We start from the raw sequence: 18,117 nt of genomic DNA on the forward strand, positions 1-18,117 counted from the left end.
ACCGCCCTATTTTTTACAATTTACGGCAGCATAAACTAACTCAAGGGGGCTAATTCAAGGGAGTGTGAACTATGAAACACATGATGACAAAGACTGTACTCGCAGCCACTATCGCCTTGTCAGGCTTTGTGGCACCCGCTGTTTCTGCAACAGCATCAGCACCTTTGGCTGGCATTGCTCAGGATCAGGTCGCGAAGGACAAGGAGTTTGCTCAAAAACTTCGTGAACTGAAAGACCGCCAGCATCAGGAGTGGAACCAACTGATGGACCAACAGCGTTCTGAGATTGCTCAGATGGGTGATAAATCCCCTGAAGAGCAAAAAGAAGTGATGGACCGTCATGCTGACGCAAAGCAGGAAATGAAGCAGCGCCACCAGGAAGAACTGGAAGCGTTGAAAGCCGAATACCAAGGCTAATAGCTAAAGCGGCTTCACCATATAACGCCAACTCGAATCAGGTTATCGGGCTAGATAAACCGTCATTCGGGTTGGCACATAGTTATTGGCGCAGCCACAAAAAACGAGGCCAACACCCACTTTGTTCATATATGAGAACCAAACGCCATCACAGGAAGGCCGTTTTTCAGGCGCCACCAATCAACTCAAATGCGTCAGTTTTTGACTTGATGTTGGTGTAGCCCTCGCTAGTGCTATCAATCAAACGATACCGCACACCTCGGCGTTCCAACTCCGTCAGCCACCTGTAGTATACTTTCGTCATATCGACGGTTCGATATATAAAATCCCAGAATTCGCTATCGTAAGCCGGATGCTTACGCGAGTCTTTCGCGTAAAGCTCAATGACCGTGCGTGTTTCAACGCGCCTAAGCAGCTCCTTCTGGCTACAAACCAATACTATGGCATTAATATCGTTTCCATAATCTTCAACCAACTTGGTCCAGAACTGACATGACCCATATGGAGGCAGCACCACCTGAACGGTCCCGCTTTCATCTTTTTCTACGCTTAGGTTTTGTAGGATATTATAGTGTATTACCCCATCCACCGGGCCCGACTTGACGTCAGAAGGGAAGAGAAGGTCCACGGGTTCATTATTATCAAAGGGTTTCCTTGCCACGCTGTGGAAGTAGGTACTCTTTCCAGCAGAACTGGGGCCACAAATAATCCAGACCATATAAAACTATGCCGCCATTTCCATCCATCTGCCATGCTTAGAACGGCAGCAGTTAAAAGATACCCTACATAAAGCTATAGGGGTCGATATCAACTTTGATGCGCACGCCTTTTTTAGCCTTCACTGACATCAGCCAGTCGTAAACCAGCTTCTGTACGCGTACTTCTTTTTTTGTGTGCACCAGCATACGGAAGCGGTGATGCCCTCGCACCCTTGCCATTGGTGCTGGCGCCGGTCCAACAACCGCAACACCGTGCTCCATCGGTGCTTTTGCTGCCAGCATGCGGCCTGTGTCGAGCACGTCCTTCATATCCTGACCCGACAAAATGAGGCCCACTAGTCGGCCAAAAGGCGGCATATGGTGCCGTGCCCGCGATTCTTTTTCAGCCGCCATAAAGGCATCACCATCGCCTGATAGCAGCGCCTGCACCACTGGATGCTCCGGCTCATAAGATTGCAGGAAAACGCGCCCCGGCTTCTCGGCCCGCCCCGCTCGGCCAGCAACCTGCACCATTTGCTGGTATGTCCGCTCACCTGCCCGCAGGTCACCACCCCTTAGGCCAAGGTCTGCGTCCACCACCCCCACAAGCGTCAGGTTGGGGAAGTGGTAGCCTTTGGTCACAATCTGGGTGCCGATAACGATATCAAGGTGGCCGCTCGCGATCTGCCCCACCATATGAGCGGTCGCGCTTGGGCTCATCATGGTGTCTGATGTCATCACAGAGGTCCGCGCTGCGGGGAATCTTGTGCTCACCTCTTCAAACAAGCGCTCAACCCCAGGCCCACAGGCTACAAGGCTGTCTTCGCTTTTGCATTCAGGGCATGCTTCAGGGATAGGTTCAACGTGGCCGCAGTGATGGCATTGCAGCTCGCGCCGGAAACGGTGTTCCACAAGCCAGGCAGAGCAGCTTGGGCATTCAATCCTGAAGCCGCACGTGCGGCACAGCGTAAGCGGTGCATAGCCCCGGCGGTTCAGGAACAGCATGATCTGCTCGCCCGCCGCCAATGTATCTTCAATCTCTCTCACCAGCACGGGCGAGAGCCAGGTGCCAGCCTCAGGCGGTTCATGCCGCATATCAATGGCACGCATTTCGGGCAGCACAGCATTGCCGTGCCGTTCGCGAAGGATCAGCTTTTCAAAGCGTCCTTCGTCCGCATTTACCAGTGTCTCAAGCGAGGGTGTGGCGCTCGCGAGCACGATGGGGCATTCCGCCAGCTTGGCCCGAACGATAGCCATGTCCCGCGCGTGATACATCACGCCTTCTTCCTGCTTGAAAGACGGGTCGTGTTCCTCGTCCACTGTGATGAATGCCAGATGCTTGAACGGCAGGAACAAGGCAGAGCGTGCGCCCACAACCACACGGGCTTCGCCAGATGCCACCGCGCGCCACGCCCTTCTGCGCTCGGCCTGCCCCACTTCCGAGTGCCAAACCACAGGCACCACCCCGAACCGGGCTTCAAAGCGGTCCAGCCACTGGCTGGTAAGCGCTATCTCAGGCACCAGAACCAAAACTTGCGCGCCTTTTGTCTTCAGGGCCTCCGCCAGCCCTTCAAAATAGACCTCTGTTTTGCCAGAGCCGGTGATGCCGTCGAGAAGGAAAGGGGCAAAACCACCTTCCCAGACTTTGTCACGAATGGCGCGCGCGGCTTCCGCTTGCTCATCAGACAAGGTGGGCCCATCCAAATTTGCGTCCGGCTGCGGATAAGGTAGATCAACAGATATATCCATGCCTTCCACAAGGCCGGTTTTCTCAAGGCTGCGCACCACGGTGTCGGATACACCAGCGAGCGATGCGACTTCAGGCGCCATCCGCGGTTTCCCGTCCGCTAACACCTTGAGCACAGCTTCCCGCGCCGCCGTCAAGCGCACACCGTCCACACTCGCGCCCGTTGCCCTATAGTGCCGTTTTACAGGCACAGCCTGAAGGGCGGCAGACGCTGGCAAGCTCATCCTTAGGACCGGGCCGGGCGCTGAGAGTGTGTAAGCCGAAACCCAGTCAATAAAACGCCTGAGGTCTTGCCGCATAGGCAGCAGGTCGAGAATACCCTCTATCGCCTTCAGCTTGCCATACGGCAGCTTTTTGCCGCCCTCTGCTGGGCCACCATCGGCCGCACTATCCCACACCACGCCGGTGGCCGTGCGGCCCGCGAGCGGCACTTCCACCACCGCGCCAGGTGTAATCCGGTCCACCAGATGGCTTGGCACTCCATAGTCAAGCACACCAAGCGCCGGCACCGGCAGTAACACACGCGCACGCGGGCCTTCCGGCGCGGAGAGGCTGTCCGGGCCCGGCAGTTCTGGCGCTTCAGGCTTTGGGGCCACATCGCCGAGGTCAAATGTGCGTTGTTTCATTGTCATGGTCCTGCAGGATATGCCGTCGCACCATATGGAAGCCACAGGCTATTCGCAATCTCCCTGTTTCAATAGAAAACACGGGTTGAAAAGATAGCAAACATTCATTAGGCAAGCCGGGAAATCCGTTTTATGGTGCGGCCTAGAGCATTCTCAACCAATTGCGGCCACCCAAAGCCTACTACTCAGCGCCCTAAAGGGGCCCAAGGAGCATAAGATGAAATTCTTCCTCGATACCGCCAACATCGACGAAATCCGCGAAGCAAACGCCACCGGCCTTCTCGACGGCGTAACAACAAACCCTTCACTCATCAAAAAAGCTGGCCGCGAGTTTTTTGAAGTGATCAAGGAAATCGCAAGCGAGGTTGATGGCCCTGTATCGGCTGAAACTGTTGCCCACGACCATGAAACCATGCTCAAGGAAGGCCTCAAGTGCGCGAAAATTGCGGACAATATCGCGGTTAAAGTGCCCCTCACCATCGAAGGGCTTAAAACATGTAAAGCCCTGCGCGCAGAAGGCATCATGGTGAATGTGACCCTTTGTTTCAGCGCAAACCAGGCGCTTCTGGCTGCAAAAGCAGGTGCCACCTTCATCTCGCCATTTGTTGGCCGTCATGATGACGCTGGTTTCAACGGCATGGAACTGATCGAAGATATCCGCACGATCTATGACAATTACCAGTTTGATACGCAGATTCTTGTGGCGTCTGTTCGCCACCCCACGCATATCCTCGAATCAGCTCGTATCGGCGCAGATGTTGCGACGTTCCCGATTGATGTGCTCCGGAAACTTTTCAACCATCCGCTGACATCAAACGGCCTCGCAGCTTTTGATAAAGACTGGGCTGCCACAGGCTTCTCGATCCTTTAAGGATTTGAACGATCAGGGCGCGGCGGCAGTTCGCGCCCTTTTTCTATCTGGACTGCATTGCCGATGACCCACGCATTTGAAACCTTGGCTGCCAAACACCCTTGGCCGGATACCACCGGCGTCACGGCGTGGGACTATACGTTGGGTGGTGGTGGGCGGCAGCTGGTGGATGCCATCATCCTTGAGCGTAAACCAGCGGTTATGCTTGAGATTGGATGTTTCCTCTGCGCGAGCACAAAACGCTGGCTTTCGCTTGACCCGGACCTCAAGGTAGTTGGCATTGACCCGTGGAACGACGGCCTTATTGAGCAGTGCGCGCGCTATGTGGGCAGGCCCGCGCTTACCCGTGCCTACCCTGAACGCAGGGTACAGGAACGCTTCGCTGCTGATATCGCACAGCACGGGCCCTTCCCCACAGCGCTTGCCAACCTTCGCGGCTTTGAAGCGCGCTTTGTACCCGTCCGCGGCCTGTCGCCAGACGCACTTTATGGGCTGAATGATATGGGACTGGAGCCTGAGCTGATTTATATTGATGCGAACAAACAGGCGAATGACTTGGAAGTGTGTCACACCCTGTGGCCTGACGCCCAGATCACCGGGGATGACTGGCACTGGGGCCGCACCAAAGGCTACCCCATGCGCAAGATCGTTTATGCCTTTGCTGAAAAGCACGGCTTCAGGGCTGAGGCTGACCACGCCACATGGGTGCTGCACCGGGCCTGATCAGGTTGCGGCGACTGAAAAGCAGGAACAAGCAAGTTCCATCAGTGACCCTCAAAAGAAAAGGAGGCACATGCCTCCCTTTTTCTCTAGCCTTCGGAGTCCGCTTTCAAGGGAGCATCCATCTGGTCTCGCGCGGCCTTCTCTCGACTTTCTTTTTTCAAGGGCCGCCCCACTGGACACACTTCCATCACAAACCCTGCCAGGGTGTTCGTCAGGTTGTCTGGCACCAAAGCGTAGTGAACATACTGACCTTGTTTTTCCTTTGAAACCAGACCGGCATTTTCGAGAATAGCGAGATGCTTTGAGAGAGAAGGCTTGCTGATATCAAAGCGATCCGCAATTTCGCCTGCGGTCATACTTGCACTCGATAGATACGCCAAAATCTGCCGGCGAACACTGGAGGACAATGCCTGAAACACCTTATCCATAAAACTTCCTTGCTTCGTTATTTAGCTTATTGACTAAATATCTAAATTCATATAATTCGTAATTAGCTATTTAGCTAAATAATAATATCTCACGCGATTTGGATCAAGAGGGAATGGGAGAAATCTATCATGGCAATGTCAAACGGGATCGACAAACCAAGGTTCAAAGAGGACTCACAGGCTTCAGCTATATCGGGGCACGTTGTTTGGTCCGCAGCCAAGACAGCTTGGGTACTGGCCATGTATGCTGGCACTATCATCGCGGCCTGTTGGTATTTCAGCTGGCAGAACCTCGCTGTGTTTTTAGTATCCACCGCAGGAGTTTTGTGTTTCGGTCATTCGCTCGGTATGCACCGTCGGCTTATCCACAACAGCTTCGACTGTCCGCGGTGGCTTGAATATATCATGGTGTATCTTGGTACGCTTGTAGGGCTCGCTGGCCCTTACGGAATGATTCAAACGCATGATCTACGCGACTGGGCCCAGCGCCAAAACGCGTGCCACGACTATTTCGCGCACAGGCGCCCATTCTTCCAAGACGCCTTTTGGCAGCTATGCTGCGACTTGAAACTCGATTTCCCACCAACTCTCAAGATCGAAGATCGCATAAAACGAGATCGATTTTACCACTTTATTGACCGCACCTGGATGTGGCAACAACTACCTCCAGCCATACTCCTTTATGCCATGGGGGGTATAGACTGGGTTTTATGGGGTGGCTGCGCGCGGGTAGCGGCATGCATCACAGGTCATTGGCTAATTGGGCACTTCGCTCACCGGCAAGGCCATCGTCACTGGCACGTCGATGGTGCTGGCGTACAGGGGTACAACATCAAGTTCGCTGGTCTCATCACCTTCGGAGAATGCTGGCACAATAATCACCACGCCTTCCCCGGATCGGCCAAAATTGGACTGGAGAGGGGCCAAAGTGACCCAGGATGGTGGGTGTTAGTGCTGTTCGAAAGATTGGGGCTGGTATCAAACATCCAGACACCTGAGACACTAGCGCCTCGGCCTGAACTTCGGGAGATATAAGTTAAAGGAGGCGAAGGCCTCCTTTTTCGTCAGTCTGTCTCGACCCATGTTACATGGCCCATCTTGCGGCCGGGGCGTGGTTCCTGTTTACCGTAATGGTGGAAATAGGCCTTGGGGTCAGCCAGATACGGCTCGTAATCCAAAATCTCGGTCCCCAGCAGGTTTTTCATCCGCACCTTGCCTCTGGCGTCGGTGCCGCCAAGTGGCAGGTCACATATCGCGCGGATATGCTGTTCAAACTGGCTGGTGTGAGCACCTTCAATTGTCCAATGCCCGCTATTGTGCACGCGGGGGGCAATCTCGTTCACCACAATATCGCCTGCACCGTCGTTGATGAACATCTCGACCGCCATCACACCCACATATTCAAGCGCATTGGCCACGCGGGTCGCCATCACTTTGGCTTTGGCTTCCAGCATCTCTGAAATCGCAGCAGGGACGGTCGTGGTATCAAGGATGTGGTTGGTATGAACGTTTTCAGAAACCGGGAATGCCGCGACGTCGCCAGAGGCAGAGCGCGCAACCACAACACTCACTTCACGGTCAAAGGTCACAAAACCTTCAAGGATTGCGGGTGCGCCGCCAGTGACTTCCATCACACGGTCAAGGTCCGCGCGGGACTTGATCATCACCTGCCCTTTGCCGTCATAGCCAAACCGCCGGGTTTTAGCGACAGCCGGACGGCCAATCTCTTTCATCGCCAGCTTCAGCTCTTCTTCCGTCTCAAACGCTTTATAGGGGGCGGTTTTCACACCAGATTCGTTGAGAAAGTCTTTCTCAAGCAAACGGTCCTGCGTAGTCTTGAGCGCTTTCACTCCGGGGCGCAACAGCGTATCGCGCGCCACCAGTTCCGCCGTCACCGCAGGGACATTTTCAAACTCGTATGTGGCCACGTCCACATCGCGCGAAAAAGCCTCAAGCGCCTCTTCGTCTTCATAGTCTGCGATGGTGACCTTATGAGCCACCTGAAAGGCGGGGCTGCGTTTGTCTGGACAAAAGACATGGCAGCGATAACCAAAATTGGCCGCCGCGAGCGCGAGCATACGGCCAAGCTGGCCGCCGCCTAAAATACCAATAGTACCGCCGGGTGCGATCTGGGTCATGTCGACGCTCTTTGCCTTTGTGTTAAATCTTTATCAGCTTGCGCCTATCGCGCCTTAGCTTTCATCCACCGGATCGATGGCAACGCTTTCGGTTTGCGCTGCACGAAAGTCATCCAGCTTTGCAGCTACTGCATCATCCATCAGGGCAATAACTGCACCTGCAAGAAGGCCCGCGTTTTTCGCGCCTGCCTTGCCAATCGCCAGCGTGCCTACTGGCACACCGCCAGGCATTTGTACAATCGAGAGCAGGCTGTCTTTGCCGGAAAGCATGCTGGACTGTACCGGTACGCCAAAAACCGGCAGAGGTGTCATCGCCGCTGCCATGCCTGGCAGGTGTGCAGCACCGCCTGCGCCCGCGATAATGCATTTAAGCCCACGGCCTTTCGCAGATTTCGCATATTCAACGAGCCTGTCTGGTGTGCGGTGTGCGGAGACAATCTTGGTCTCGTAAGCCACACCAAGCCCGTCAAGCGCTTCCGCAGCGTGTTTCATCGTCGGCCAGTCAGACTGGCTACCCATAATGATACCAACAAGGGGACGTTCGCTCGTCATGCCTGTCCTCACGCTCACGAGTATGCAAGGGGCCGGGCACTCTTTCGTGCCAATCAGTACGGCACCGGCTTGCGGAGCGCGCATTATAGGCAGGCGGATTGTGATTGCAAGGGGCGTTAGGGCGATGATTTTCAAGCCCAAGCTTGCAAGTCGATTCCCAATAGCGGCATAATGCTTTAGAAGAGTATTATTTGCCACGGACCGCAGGTTATTTATGAAGATTACCAATACACCCGGTGTTTCACGTACAGCACCCACGCGGGAGGTCCGGCGGACATCATCAACAAGTAGCGCAACCAGCGCCAGCGCACCCCGGCAAATTGACGACACCGTAAATGTGAGCACAATTCCACCCGAGGAGATGACCCCACGCGTGCAGCGGGCGATCATGTCGCTGATGGAAGAGGTGGATAAACTCCGCCGTGAGCTCGATCATACCCAGCGCCGCCTGCGCGAAATGGAAGACGTGGCAGATACCGACGCCTTGCTGCCCGTGCCCAACAGGCGGGCATTTGTGCGCGAGCTGAACCGCATGATCTCGTTCGCGGAACGCTACGGCGCGCCTTCAACGCTCATGTTCATTGACCTGAATGACATGAAACAGATCAACGACCGTTATGGCCATGAAGCGGGCGACAAGGCGCTTTTTCATGTTGCACGCCTGTTGGCTGAGAATGTGCGCGGCACCGACGTGATTGGCCGCCTTGGCGGTGACGAGTTTGGGGTGATCCTCGCGCAGGCTGATGAGAATGTCGGCGCGGAAAAAGCTGCGTCGCTTGCCGAGCTTATCGCCTCCCACCCTCTTCCGCTAGACAGTGAGACCATCGACATGAGCCTTGCTTATGGCACCTATACCTTCCGGTCTGGCGACCAGCCGGACGATGCGCTCGATAAGGCTGACAAAGCTATGTATGAGAATAAAAAGGAACAAAAAGGCGAGGACGGTGTGCGCTAGACGCCACCACACGTTTTGGGCATTACCCGTTTAGGCAATGATATCCGGCACCAGCATATTCTTGAGCTTGGCGATCTCATCCTTGAGCATCAGCTTCCGCTTCTTGAGCCGCTGCACCTGCAACAGATCGAATGTACCCGCACGCGTTACTGCAGTGATGGCATCATCAAGATCCCTGTGTTCCTGCATGAGAACCGCCATCTGCCCCCGGATGTCATCCTCGTCCATCAACTGCCTCAAAACCCGATTTTCCCAAAGTACGCCGTTATAGCATGACCGATCACCACAAGGAAGAGAGGCCTGACGTGCAAGCCCCTGATATTATTCACAAGCTGGTTCATGACCCGGATATTTTCTGGCACTTCGCTTTAGAGGTTTATGGGAAACCAGGCGTGAAAGACATTTGCCTTGAGGCACAGAACAGCTTTGGTGCAGATATAAACCTGATGCTTCTGTACCTGTGGTGTGATTGCCACCGTGTGGCGCTTCCAAACGAGACGTCAGTGGCGCTCGGTAACACATCGCACCTCTGGCAGACGGAGATTTTGGGCCCGCTACGCGAGATACGGAATGGCATGAAAGGTGGCAGCGGATATCGGGAATTTCTGGCGCAGGAACTGGAAATTGAAAAACGCGCCCAGAAAGCATTGATCGCCTGCATGAGTGGGGTTGAAGTTAGCGAAACACCGCTAGGAGCCCGAGGCCAACACCTGACTTCATATGCCTATGAGTGTGGATTGTCAGAACACTTGCTCTCCCCGCTTTTGGCTGGTGCACAACAAGTGGTGCGACCCGGCGTGCCTTAGCCCCTGTTCATCGCACCGCGCTTGAGACGCGGCCTAATCAGGGTTTCCATAAGCCTCACGCTTTAATGTTGAGGTAATGATGATTTCTGTTCGGATTTTCGCGGGCGTACTGCTCGCCTTTTCAAGCTTGTTTGCTGGCCCTCATGTGACCGCAGCGGCGACACCGTCTGAGATGCTCGCCCAGATGCGGGCGGCGCATGGTGGGGAGGCATTGATGTCCCTGACGTCCGCCCGGATGCGGCTTTACACCCGCAACCCGGGGGACAAGCTGCCTCATGTCGCTGATATGCACTATGACTTCCAGAACAAGGCAATCGCCAAAGAAGAAACCAGCGAAGGCGGGTTAGAGCGCAAGATTGCAGGCGCCGGGCGCGGATACAGCTTCATTGGCGGACATTGCGCGCCGCTACCAGAGGCGGAAGAAAACCGCATGATGCGTTCGCTCTACAGCAACTTCCTGTTTCTCCTGAGCGACAGCCAGACGATTCTCGCGCCCGCAGACCCCGGCGCGCCGACAACAGCGCCATACGCGGGCCTTGATTGGTACAACATCTATCGCCCTGGCTGGAAGGGGTTCCATATTGGTATCGACCCGGAAACCAGCCTGATCAGCGCGCTGTGGTTTGGTGGCAAGTCATACGGGCGCGAGTTTGAGTATCGCCGTATAGACGGGGTGATGTGGCCATTCCGCTTTGAGATGTATGAAGGGGAAAAACTGGTAAGCAGCGGACATTTCAGTGATTTGGTTTTCAGCCGTACCGGCGACGATGAGATCAAGGTGCCAGACTATTGCATGCAGCTTTTAACCCCTCAATAAGCCTTCGGACACCGGAATTTTACGCCACAGTCGCGCCACAAAAACCGTCACAGTTTCACCCGGAATATGTGGCGGTGTGGCGTTATTTCCCTTCACCCCCCTCGCCCCAACGGTTGATATCACCGACATCAAGCCCGAAAAGATCAAGCGCCCGCACGGCGGTATAAGTCACCATTTCGTCAATGGTTTTGGGTTTTGCATAAAGCGCTGGCATCGGCGGCATGATAATAGCGCCCATTTCAGACAGTGCCGTCATGGTGCGTAAGTGCCCAAGATGAAAGGGTGTTTCCCGAACCATCAGCACCAGCCTGCGGCGTTCTTTCAGCATCACATCCGCCGCCCGGCTGATCAGCGACGAAGTAAGCCCGGTGCGAACCTCGCCCATGGTTTTCACCGAACACGGCGCAATAAGCATGCCCATGGTCTTGAAACTGCCGCTTGCGATCGCCGCACCAATATCTGCTGCCGGATAGACCACATCTGCTAGCGCCTTGATTTCTTTGGATGTTTTATCTAGCTCTTCGGAAATCGTGCGCTCCCCTGCCTTCGAGATCACCAGATGGGTCTCCACATCCTCGGGCTTCAAAAGCTCCAGCATACGGACACCATAAGCTGCACCGCTTGCGCCCGTGATCGCGATCACCAGTCTGTTTGTTCGAGTCTCAGGCATTCCGCGCAATAATCCTTCAAAGGCTAAAAAATCCGCTTTTGCTAAGTGCCCGAAGATACAGGCTTAGTCAGATGAGGCCAATCTTTTCCGTGACAACTTCGTGACAGAATGATGAAATGTATAGTCCAACTATCAAAGAAAAGGAGTGACGGGTATGAACCTAGAATCGCATGTTAATTCACTCAACGCCAAACATGCTGAAATTGAAGAGATCATCGCCCGTGAAGAACATCGACCGTGTCCAGACACGATACGGCTCGCGGAGCTTAAAAAACAAAAGCTCCGGCTGAAAGAGGAAATGTCCCGATTTGTTAAGCATTAACCGGATTTCCAGATGACAAAAAAGCGCGAGGTATATGCCTCGCGCTTTTTGTTTAAGCAATTGCCTTGGTTTCCCTTAGCTTTCGTCGCCTGTCGGCTCCGGTGCCGGAGGGTCAACCCGCACGACGGAATCTTCTTCCACCGCTTCGTCAGCGCTGACAATACCTGCCTTCTCATCCGCTTTACGACGGCGCTCTGCAGCGCTGCGAACCGCTTCGTCAAGTTCCGTTTGGCGGCATAGGCCAAGACCAACAGGATCCTGCGGTTTGATGTTCTGGATATTCCAGTGGCTACGGTCACGAATAGCCGAGATGGTCGGCTTCGTGGTGCCCACAAGACGGCTGATTTGCAGGTCGCTCAGCTCAGGATGGTGACGCACCAGCCACGCAATCGCATCCGGCTTGTCCTGCCGCTTGGAAACAGGCGTATAGCGTGGGCCTTTTGTGCGCGGCATTGCCTTCACATCATCCACGCTAAGCTTCAATACGCCGCTCGCGTCTTTCTGGCAGCGGTTGATCTCGTCCCAGGTCAGCTGGCCACTTGCTGTCGGGTCTTGCCCAACAATATTTGTGCCAACCGTGCCATCTGCAATGCCCTGCACTTCAAGCTCGTGCATCTGGCAAAACAGCGCGATCTGCTTGAACGTCAGTGCTGTATTGTCTACAAGCCACACGGCTGTGGCCATCGGCATCAAAGGTTGTGTCATCCCAGTATCCCTACAAATTACAGAATTCTTCTCCGCCCAGGTAAACGCCTCGTTCACCTGCCCTCCCGGAAAGATCATAATGTTCCTGAAAGGGGCGGGAGGAATTTCTCCCATGCCCCTCTTTAACAGGTCAGAAAGCGCCTGTCACCGCGAATAATGAGCCGTTTCGGGCCCAGATACACGTTTTTAGGCTGATTCTGGCACCTCAAGAACAATTTTACCCATATGCGTGCTGGCCTCCATCATCGCGTGGGCATCCGATGCCTTCTCAAGCGGGAATACCGCACTGATAACAGGCGCGGGGCCGCCCACCTTCATCATCGGCCAAACCTTATCCCGAAGCGCGTTCGCAATCGCCCCCTTGAACGCATTATCTCTCGGCCGAAGCGTGCTACCAGTCAAGGTAAGGCGTTTCAGCATCACCGGCAGCATATTCAGGCTCACCTGCGGACCTGTCAGGAACGCGATGGAAACATGGCGGCCGTCTGGTGTGAGGCACGCAATGTTTTTGGCGATATAATCACCGCCCACCATATCCAGCACCACGTTCACGCCCGCACCGCCAGTTTCTTTCAGCACGCGCTCTTCAAAGTCCTCTTCCCGGTAGTTGATCGCGCAGTCTGCGCCCAATTCTATGCAGAACTTGGCTTTCTCCGGCGTCCCCACAGTGGTGAAAACTTTCACGCCAAAGGCCTTAGCCAGCTGGATTGCGGTCGAGCCGATACCGCTCGAGCCCCCATGTACCAACAAGCTTTCGCCCGCCTTCAAAGCCGCACGGTCAAACAGGTTGGACCACACAGTGAAAAATGTCTCCGGAATCGCAGCGCCTTTAATGAAGTCAAACCCTTCGGGTAACGGTAATGTTGTGGCTGCGGGTGCAACACAATATTCTGCGTAGCCGCCGCCCGGCACAAGCGCGCATACTTTATCGCCCACAGCGAGGCCTGAAACCTGCCCTCCAACGGCAACAACCTGACCAGAAACCTCAAGGCCCGGGATATCAGAAGCGCCCGGCGGGGGTGGATACCGCCCTTCGCGTTGCACGATATCGGGCCTGTTAACGCCCGCTGCACGAACCCTGATCAACACTTCACCGGGGCCAGCTTCAGGCCTGTCCCGTTCGGTAAGGGTTAGGACCTCCGGTCCACCCGGTGTTTTAATTTCAATAGCTTTCACATGCCTCTCCTAACGCTTTCTCTCAAGGTGGGGCGTTAAGGCATGCGTGACAAGGGCCAGCTTCTTCGGCATCATGGACAAACGACCGAAAAGGGAGATCTGCGATGGATTTTGATGACCTGCCAGTAAAAAAAGATAGCCCGCTCACCGCCGTGGAGCGGGAAGACCTGTCCACCATCAGCGCGGAAGAGCTTGAGCTGCGCATTGAACGCCTTGAGGCTGAAATTGATCGCACCCAGAAGGAAATGAAGGCCAAAAAAGCCAGCCGCGAGGCCGCCCAAGCCTTTTTCAAAACCTGACAGGGCAACGAGTGCAACTTGTGAAAAAACGTGAGGACAGGGCGGGGTTCAGGGGGAGGAATGGCCCGGTCCTCACGTGAGGTACACGACAGCGAGGGGTCGTGGAGGAAACTTAAAGAGCGAGAAACGCGTTACGCTGCGTCAGCTTCAATCTGTTTTACGGCATTTTCGTCCGTACGGATCTCAATCTGACGAGGTTTCTTGTGATCAGGGATCACGCGCTTCAACTCTACCAGCAATAAGCCGTTCTCGAATTTGGCGTTACCAACCTGAATGGTGTCTGCAAGCTCAAACCGGCGCTCAAAGGCGCGTTTGGCGATGCCGCGGTGCAGGAAGCGTCTTTCCTTGTCATCATCTGCCGCCCTCCCGGCAATCAACAAGGTGCCTTCTTGCACGGTCACCGTCAGCTCGTCCGGTGCAAAACCGGCCACAGCCATGGTGACGCGATAGTCGTCATCGCTCAATTTTTCAATATTGTATGGGGGATAAGGCGCAGCCTGTTCCGTATTCAGGGCCGAATCAAGCAACCTGTTCAGGTGATCGAAGCCCACGCTGCTGCGCATTAATGGGGAAAGGTCAAAAGTTCTCATGTCATGTCCTCCTTCAGAAGCGACTGATTTAACGGCCTGCAACCATTGCCAGGCCAACTCAATTTCCCGGCCCCACCTATGCGGCGACCGGACAAATCTCATGTAGGAATGGCAGATAATTTCTGCAAGAGGCGACATGCAAAAAAGGCGCCCCAATGGGACGCCTTTTTCGAAAAACTAAAGTACGGGAATGACTTACTTCTTAAGAGAAAATCCACCGAACCGCTTGTTGAAGCGAGCCACACGGCCACCTTCAAGTACCTGGCGGGCGCCACCGGTCCAAGCCGGGTGGGATTTCGGGTCAATCTCGAGTGTCATTGTATCGCCCTCCGAGCCCCAAGTTGAGCGGGTCTCAAAAGTCGTCCCGTCGGTCATTACCACTTTGATTGTGTGGTAGTCGGGATGAATGTCTTGTTTCATGGTCTTTAATCTCCGAAAACGAGGCGTCCGTTTAGCGGATGTTTCACCCCTTTGCAAGGCTGTTTCTCGGCTTTTTGGACAAATACCGGATTTTTCCATCCTGAGGACGCTCTTCTGCCCCTTATTACAGGCAAATAGCAAGTTTTTCAAAAACGTTGATTGGCATGGCGCCTCTGCAGCCCTATATCTGCCGGGTAATTCATAGGGAAGTAATGATGACTGATTCTGCCGTGCGCCAGGAGCACGAACCACCCAAGGGTAAACTCTCCAACCTGCGTACGCTCTGGTCGTTCGTCCGGCCCTATAAGCTCCAGCTGGTGCTAGCATCCTTCTTTCTCATTATCGCAGCACTCACTGTCCTCATTGTCCCCACCGCCCTTGGCGATATCGTGGACAAAGGCTTTTCGGCAGATAATGCGCAGAAAGTGAACGATTATTTCCTCGTATTTGTTGGCATTGTAAGCGTGATGGCCGTTGCCACCGCCTGCCGCTTTTATTTTGTGACATGGTTGGGCGAGCGTGTTGTGGCTGACATCCGCAAAGCTGTCTATGAGCGCCTAATCACCCTGTCGCCTGAATTTTTTGAGGAAAACCGCCCCGGTGAGATCGTCTCCCGGCTAACGGCAGATACAACGCTTGTTCAAACCATTGTCGGCTCCAGCGTATCTGTCTGGGCGCGTAATTTTCTGATCGCTATTGCTGGCACCATCTGGCTTTTCGTCATGTCGCCAAAGCTGATGAGCTATATCATTGTGGTGATCCCGCTGCTGCTCGGCATCATCATTGTGGTTGGGAGGCGTGTGCGCGACCTGTCCCGCACCAGCCAGGACAAAGTGGCCGACGTGGGCGCCCGCGCGGGCGAATCGCTTTCCGCCCTCAATATCGTACAGGCCTTCACACAGGAAAAAGCCGAAGCCAGACGCTTTGGCGAGCATGTAGACGACGCCTTTGTCGCGGCGAAGCGTCGTATACAGGTTCGTGCAGGTTTAACCTTCGCCATGATCTTCCTTATCTTCGGCGCCATCGCACTTGTGCTTTATGAAGGCGCGCAAGACGTTATCGCAGGTAGCATGACCGGCGGCGAGATGCTTGATTTCATTATGCGCGCCGTGTTTGTTGCAGGGGCATTTGGTGCCCTTTCCGAGGTCTATAGCGAGCTTCAACGCGCAGCAGGTGCTGCCGGGCGACTGGCCGAGCTGCTTTCAGCTGAGGCAACCATCAAGGCGCCCGCCAACGCTGTTGCGCTTCCGGCAGCCATCAATGGCGACATTCGTTTCGATAACGTAACGTTCTATTACCCCAGCAAAAAGGACGTAGCCGCACTTGACGGTTTCAACCTACATGTCAAACCGGGTGAGACTGTTGCGCTCGTCGGGCCGTCCGGCGCGGGCAAGTCAACCGTCCTGCAGTTGCTGCTCAGGTTTTATGACCCGCAATCGGGCTCCGTAACTCTGGACGGCATAGATATCGCCACCACAGAACCGCAGGACTTCCGCTCGCACCTCGCCTTTGTGCCGCAAGACACCATCATTTTTGCGGACACGATCGCAGAGAACATCCGCTATGGCCGCCTGAACGCTTCGGACGACGATGTAAAACGGGCTGTTCAGGCTGCGGCAGCAAAAGAATTTATTGAGCGCGCGCCGGAGGGTTATGACACCTTCCTTGGCGAGCGCGGTAGTCGGCTTTCAGGCGGGCAGCGCCAGCGTATCGCCATTGCACGTGCCATTTTGCGTGACGCCCCCGTTCTGCTGCTAGATGAGGCGACCAGCGCACTAGACGCCGAATCTGAGCTAAAAGTGCAGGAAGCGCTCGAACACCTGATGGAAGGGCGCACCACGCTTGTGATCGCCCACCGGCTTGCCACCGTAAAGAAGGTAGACCGCATCGTGGTGCTCGATGAAGGCCGTATTGTCGCCGAGGGTACCCATGACGAGCTTGTGGCCGCTGGCGGGCTTTATAAGCGGCTTGCTGACCTTCAATTTGGTGTCGGCGTATAGTTAGTTGATAAGGGCGGGCACAATCTCTTTGGTCAGAATCTGCATCGGAATGAACTGTGTTGGTTTGCCGTAGTTTTTCCCAGTGAATGCCGCGACAAGGTTCAGCTCTGGCATAATGAAGATGAAATTGCCACCGTTGCCGTGCGCAAAAATGAGGCTTACCGCCTTGCCCTTCACTTCACCGCTGTTGAGCCACCAGAGATATCCGTATCTCTCATGCCGTTCATGAATATTGGTGTGTTCCTTGGTCGAGGCTTTGATCCAGTCTTCCGTCACAACCTGCGTGTCGCCAACACGGCCCATGTTCAGCATCAAAACACCCAACTTATGAAGGTCTGGCAGGCTGAACCGAAGGTGACCACCCGTATCAGTGTGGCCGGTCGGGGTCTTCTCCCACTTGGCACCCACTATGCCCAAGGGCCGAAACAGCCTCTCCTCCGCGAATGAGGGCACATCCATTCCACTGAGTTTCTCGATTGCGCGGCCAAGCAACACCACACCGCCTGTGCAATAGCTGAAATGTTCGCCAATCTCATGGGCAAGCGGCTGGCTCAGCAGGAATGCTGCCCAGTCACGGGTTTTGTACATCTTATCTTCCTGTCCAAGCGACGCTGGCACCCAGTCGTTACAGGCAAGACCTGTGCGCATGGTCAGAATATCCTCGATCCGGATACCCCGGCGCGGGTCATCGTTCGCCATATGCGCAAATTCATCCGGTAGTATCTTGGATACTTTAACGTTCACAGATGAAAGGCTGCCGTCCTCAACCAGCTCACCAATCAGTAGCGATGTGATGCTTTTAGTAGCTGAGCGAACATCGTGGCGTTTATCGGCGTCATTACCGCCCACGTAAGCTTCGAACAGGAGCTTGCCGTCCACGCTCACCATTCCCCCGGTGACGCCATCGTAGTCACCTCTTGAGAGCTTCCCAGCAATAGTTTCTATCATATCATTCGCGTGGAGAGGCGACCAGACTGCTCCCCCCAGCATCCCCAAACTCAACGCGACACGCACCCATTGTAGAAACATGTTTTTCTCCCCGCTTCGCCCCTACGGCGACTATATCTTTGCTCCGCCTTAAGGAAATCGCAACTATACCCTGTATAAACAAAAACAGATGCTGTATCGATCACCTTGGACAAGCTGGTGTCATCATGC

Annotated in this window: 22 protein-coding genes; 9 read left to right on the forward strand and 13 right to left on the reverse strand. The window is 54.7% G+C overall.

Annotated elements, in window-relative coordinates; translation table 11 throughout:
• The first annotated feature begins 71 nt into the window (after positions 1-71).
• Entirely contained in the window at positions 72-416 is a 345-nt protein-coding gene (locus ACOOGA_RS05195; RefSeq protein ID WP_420429830.1) for a hypothetical protein, read from the forward strand.
• A 166-nt stretch (positions 417-582) separates the two neighbouring features.
• Here ACOOGA_RS05195 and ACOOGA_RS05200 read toward each other — a convergent pair whose 3' ends face one another.
• A complete protein-coding gene (locus tag ACOOGA_RS05200) occupies positions 583-1,134 on the reverse strand; it encodes a hypothetical protein (protein WP_417460602.1) in 552 nt (183 codons plus the stop codon).
• Between the two features lie 64 nt (positions 1,135-1,198).
• On the reverse strand, positions 1,199-3,487 hold the full coding sequence (locus ACOOGA_RS05205; protein ID WP_420429831.1) for a primosomal protein N': 2,289 nt from the start codon (positions 3,485-3,487) through the stop codon (positions 1,199-1,201).
• Between the two features lie 217 nt (positions 3,488-3,704).
• On the opposite strand from ACOOGA_RS05205, the gene fsa reads away from it, so the two are divergent.
• Positions 3,705-4,358 (forward strand): fructose-6-phosphate aldolase, encoded by a 654-nt coding sequence (gene fsa, locus ACOOGA_RS05210; RefSeq protein ID WP_420429832.1) that lies wholly within the window; start codon positions 3,705-3,707, stop codon positions 4,356-4,358.
• Between the two features lie 63 nt (positions 4,359-4,421).
• Positions 4,422-5,081 (forward strand): hypothetical protein, encoded by a 660-nt coding sequence (locus ACOOGA_RS05215; protein ID WP_420429833.1) that lies wholly within the window; start codon positions 4,422-4,424, stop codon positions 5,079-5,081.
• Positions 5,082-5,167: 86 nt separating this feature from the next.
• Here ACOOGA_RS05215 and ACOOGA_RS05220 read toward each other — a convergent pair whose 3' ends face one another.
• The 4 genes from ACOOGA_RS05220 to purE form a co-directional block, all read right to left on the reverse strand.
• Positions 5,168-5,509, reverse strand: coding sequence for a metalloregulator ArsR/SmtB family transcription factor (locus ACOOGA_RS05220; RefSeq protein ID WP_420429834.1), 342 nt, complete (start codon positions 5,507-5,509; stop codon positions 5,168-5,170).
• A gap of 756 nt (positions 5,510-6,265) precedes the next feature.
• Positions 6,266-6,391 carry a hypothetical protein gene (locus tag ACOOGA_RS05225; RefSeq protein ID WP_420429835.1) on the reverse strand — a complete coding sequence of 42 codons (126 nt, stop codon included), beginning with the start codon at positions 6,389-6,391 and terminating at the stop codon, positions 6,266-6,268.
• A 182-nt stretch (positions 6,392-6,573) separates the two neighbouring features.
• The gene (locus tag ACOOGA_RS05230; RefSeq protein WP_420429836.1) at positions 6,574-7,647 is read right to left on the reverse strand and encodes a 5-(carboxyamino)imidazole ribonucleotide synthase; all 1,074 of its coding nucleotides are present in this window, start codon (positions 7,645-7,647) and stop codon (positions 6,574-6,576) included.
• A 54-nt stretch (positions 7,648-7,701) separates the two neighbouring features.
• Positions 7,702-8,199: a 5-(carboxyamino)imidazole ribonucleotide mutase gene (gene purE, locus ACOOGA_RS05235; protein ID WP_420430613.1), complete on the reverse strand. Its 498-nt coding sequence runs from the start codon at positions 8,197-8,199 to the stop codon at positions 7,702-7,704.
• A gap of 337 nt (positions 8,200-8,536) precedes the next feature.
• On the opposite strand from purE, the gene ACOOGA_RS05240 reads away from it, so the two are divergent.
• The gene (locus ACOOGA_RS05240; RefSeq protein WP_420429837.1) at positions 8,537-9,154 is read left to right on the forward strand and encodes a GGDEF domain-containing protein; all 618 of its coding nucleotides are present in this window, start codon (positions 8,537-8,539) and stop codon (positions 9,152-9,154) included.
• Between the two features lie 30 nt (positions 9,155-9,184).
• Here ACOOGA_RS05240 and ACOOGA_RS05245 read toward each other — a convergent pair whose 3' ends face one another.
• On the reverse strand, positions 9,185-9,382 hold the full coding sequence (locus ACOOGA_RS05245) for a YdcH family protein (RefSeq protein ID WP_417460684.1): 198 nt from the start codon (positions 9,380-9,382) through the stop codon (positions 9,185-9,187).
• Positions 9,383-9,426: 44 nt separating this feature from the next.
• Here ACOOGA_RS05245 and ACOOGA_RS05250 point away from each other — a divergent pair, with 44 nt between their 5' ends.
• Together ACOOGA_RS05250 and ACOOGA_RS05255 are read left to right on the forward strand one after the other, a co-directional pair.
• A complete protein-coding gene (locus ACOOGA_RS05250; protein WP_420429838.1) occupies positions 9,427-9,960 on the forward strand; it encodes a TIGR02444 family protein in 534 nt (177 codons plus the stop codon).
• A gap of 76 nt (positions 9,961-10,036) precedes the next feature.
• On the forward strand, positions 10,037-10,777 hold the full coding sequence (locus tag ACOOGA_RS05255) for a hypothetical protein (protein WP_420429839.1): 741 nt from the start codon (positions 10,037-10,039) through the stop codon (positions 10,775-10,777).
• An 82-nt stretch (positions 10,778-10,859) separates the two neighbouring features.
• Here the strand turns inward: ACOOGA_RS05255 and ACOOGA_RS05260 are convergent, their stop codons facing one another.
• A complete protein-coding gene (locus ACOOGA_RS05260; RefSeq protein ID WP_420429840.1) occupies positions 10,860-11,447 on the reverse strand; it encodes a UbiX family flavin prenyltransferase in 588 nt (195 codons plus the stop codon).
• A 154-nt stretch (positions 11,448-11,601) separates the two neighbouring features.
• Here ACOOGA_RS05260 and ACOOGA_RS05265 point away from each other — a divergent pair, with 154 nt between their 5' ends.
• Entirely contained in the window at positions 11,602-11,769 is a 168-nt protein-coding gene (locus ACOOGA_RS05265; RefSeq protein WP_417460615.1) for a YdcH family protein, read from the forward strand.
• Positions 11,770-11,844: 75 nt separating this feature from the next.
• Here the strand turns inward: ACOOGA_RS05265 and ACOOGA_RS05270 are convergent, their stop codons facing one another.
• On the reverse strand, positions 11,845-12,474 hold the full coding sequence (locus ACOOGA_RS05270; protein WP_420429841.1) for a DUF1013 domain-containing protein: 630 nt from the start codon (positions 12,472-12,474) through the stop codon (positions 11,845-11,847).
• Positions 12,475-12,660: 186 nt separating this feature from the next.
• Positions 12,661-13,650, reverse strand: a complete 990-nt coding sequence (locus tag ACOOGA_RS05275) for an NAD(P)H-quinone oxidoreductase (RefSeq protein WP_420429842.1) — start codon at positions 13,648-13,650, stop codon at positions 12,661-12,663.
• Between the two features lie 104 nt (positions 13,651-13,754).
• On the opposite strand from ACOOGA_RS05275, the gene ACOOGA_RS05280 reads away from it, so the two are divergent.
• Positions 13,755-13,949 (forward strand): DUF1192 domain-containing protein, encoded by a 195-nt coding sequence (locus tag ACOOGA_RS05280; protein ID WP_420429843.1) that lies wholly within the window; start codon positions 13,755-13,757, stop codon positions 13,947-13,949.
• 131 nt (positions 13,950-14,080) lie between these two features.
• On the opposite strand, the gene ACOOGA_RS05285 is transcribed toward ACOOGA_RS05280, so the two are convergent.
• The gene (locus ACOOGA_RS05285) at positions 14,081-14,539 is read right to left on the reverse strand and encodes an Hsp20 family protein (RefSeq protein ID WP_417460620.1); all 459 of its coding nucleotides are present in this window, start codon (positions 14,537-14,539) and stop codon (positions 14,081-14,083) included.
• Between the two features lie 195 nt (positions 14,540-14,734).
• Positions 14,735-14,959, reverse strand: coding sequence for a 50S ribosomal protein L31 (rpmE, locus tag ACOOGA_RS05290; RefSeq protein ID WP_417458052.1), 225 nt, complete (start codon positions 14,957-14,959; stop codon positions 14,735-14,737).
• Between the two features lie 215 nt (positions 14,960-15,174).
• On the opposite strand from rpmE, the gene ACOOGA_RS05295 reads away from it, so the two are divergent.
• Positions 15,175-16,959, forward strand: coding sequence for an ABC transporter transmembrane domain-containing protein (locus tag ACOOGA_RS05295; protein WP_420430615.1), 1,785 nt, complete (start codon positions 15,175-15,177; stop codon positions 16,957-16,959).
• Here the strand turns inward: ACOOGA_RS05295 and ACOOGA_RS05300 are convergent, their stop codons facing one another.
• Entirely contained in the window at positions 16,960-17,907 is a 948-nt protein-coding gene (locus ACOOGA_RS05300; protein WP_420429844.1) for a serine hydrolase domain-containing protein, read from the reverse strand.
• Positions 17,908-18,117 lie beyond the last annotated feature (210 nt).

Source organism: Kordiimonas sp., from assembly GCF_965216265.1.
Classification (GTDB): domain Bacteria; phylum Pseudomonadota; class Alphaproteobacteria; order Sphingomonadales; family Kordiimonadaceae; genus Kordiimonas.

Bases quoted from the DNA above. Each gene is read 5' to 3' on its own strand.
- ACOOGA_RS05195 (WP_420429830.1), top strand. From the start codon at position 72: ATGAAACACATGATGACAAAGACTGTACTCGCAGCCACTATCGCCTTG.
- ACOOGA_RS05200 (WP_417460602.1), bottom strand. From the start codon at position 1,134: ATGGTCTGGATTATTTGTGGCCCCAGTTCTGCTGGAAAGAGTACCTAC.
- ACOOGA_RS05205 (WP_420429831.1), bottom strand. From the start codon at position 3,487: ATGAAACAACGCACATTTGACCTCGGCGATGTGGCCCCAAAGCCTGAA.
- fsa (WP_420429832.1), top strand. From the start codon at position 3,705: ATGAAATTCTTCCTCGATACCGCCAACATCGACGAAATCCGCGAAGCA.
- ACOOGA_RS05215 (WP_420429833.1), top strand. From the start codon at position 4,422: ATGACCCACGCATTTGAAACCTTGGCTGCCAAACACCCTTGGCCGGAT.
- ACOOGA_RS05220 (WP_420429834.1), bottom strand. From the start codon at position 5,509: ATGGATAAGGTGTTTCAGGCATTGTCCTCCAGTGTTCGCCGGCAGATT.
- ACOOGA_RS05230 (WP_420429836.1), bottom strand. From the start codon at position 7,647: ATGACCCAGATCGCACCCGGCGGTACTATTGGTATTTTAGGCGGCGGC.
- purE (WP_420430613.1), bottom strand. From the start codon at position 8,199: ATGACGAGCGAACGTCCCCTTGTTGGTATCATTATGGGTAGCCAGTCT.
- ACOOGA_RS05245 (WP_417460684.1), bottom strand. From the start codon at position 9,382: ATGGACGAGGATGACATCCGGGGGCAGATGGCGGTTCTCATGCAGGAA.
- ACOOGA_RS05250 (WP_420429838.1), top strand. From the start codon at position 9,427: ATGACCGATCACCACAAGGAAGAGAGGCCTGACGTGCAAGCCCCTGAT.
- ACOOGA_RS05255 (WP_420429839.1), top strand. From the start codon at position 10,037: ATGATGATTTCTGTTCGGATTTTCGCGGGCGTACTGCTCGCCTTTTCA.
- ACOOGA_RS05260 (WP_420429840.1), bottom strand. From the start codon at position 11,447: ATGCCTGAGACTCGAACAAACAGACTGGTGATCGCGATCACGGGCGCA.
- ACOOGA_RS05265 (WP_417460615.1), top strand. From the start codon at position 11,602: ATGAACCTAGAATCGCATGTTAATTCACTCAACGCCAAACATGCTGAA.
- ACOOGA_RS05270 (WP_420429841.1), bottom strand. From the start codon at position 12,474: ATGACACAACCTTTGATGCCGATGGCCACAGCCGTGTGGCTTGTAGAC.
- ACOOGA_RS05280 (WP_420429843.1), top strand. From the start codon at position 13,755: ATGGATTTTGATGACCTGCCAGTAAAAAAAGATAGCCCGCTCACCGCC.
- ACOOGA_RS05285 (WP_417460620.1), bottom strand. From the start codon at position 14,539: ATGAGAACTTTTGACCTTTCCCCATTAATGCGCAGCAGCGTGGGCTTC.
- rpmE (WP_417458052.1), bottom strand. From the start codon at position 14,959: ATGAAACAAGACATTCATCCCGACTACCACACAATCAAAGTGGTAATG.
- ACOOGA_RS05295 (WP_420430615.1), top strand. From the start codon at position 15,175: ATGACTGATTCTGCCGTGCGCCAGGAGCACGAACCACCCAAGGGTAAA.
- ACOOGA_RS05300 (WP_420429844.1), bottom strand. From the start codon at position 17,907: ATGATAGAAACTATTGCTGGGAAGCTCTCAAGAGGTGACTACGATGGC.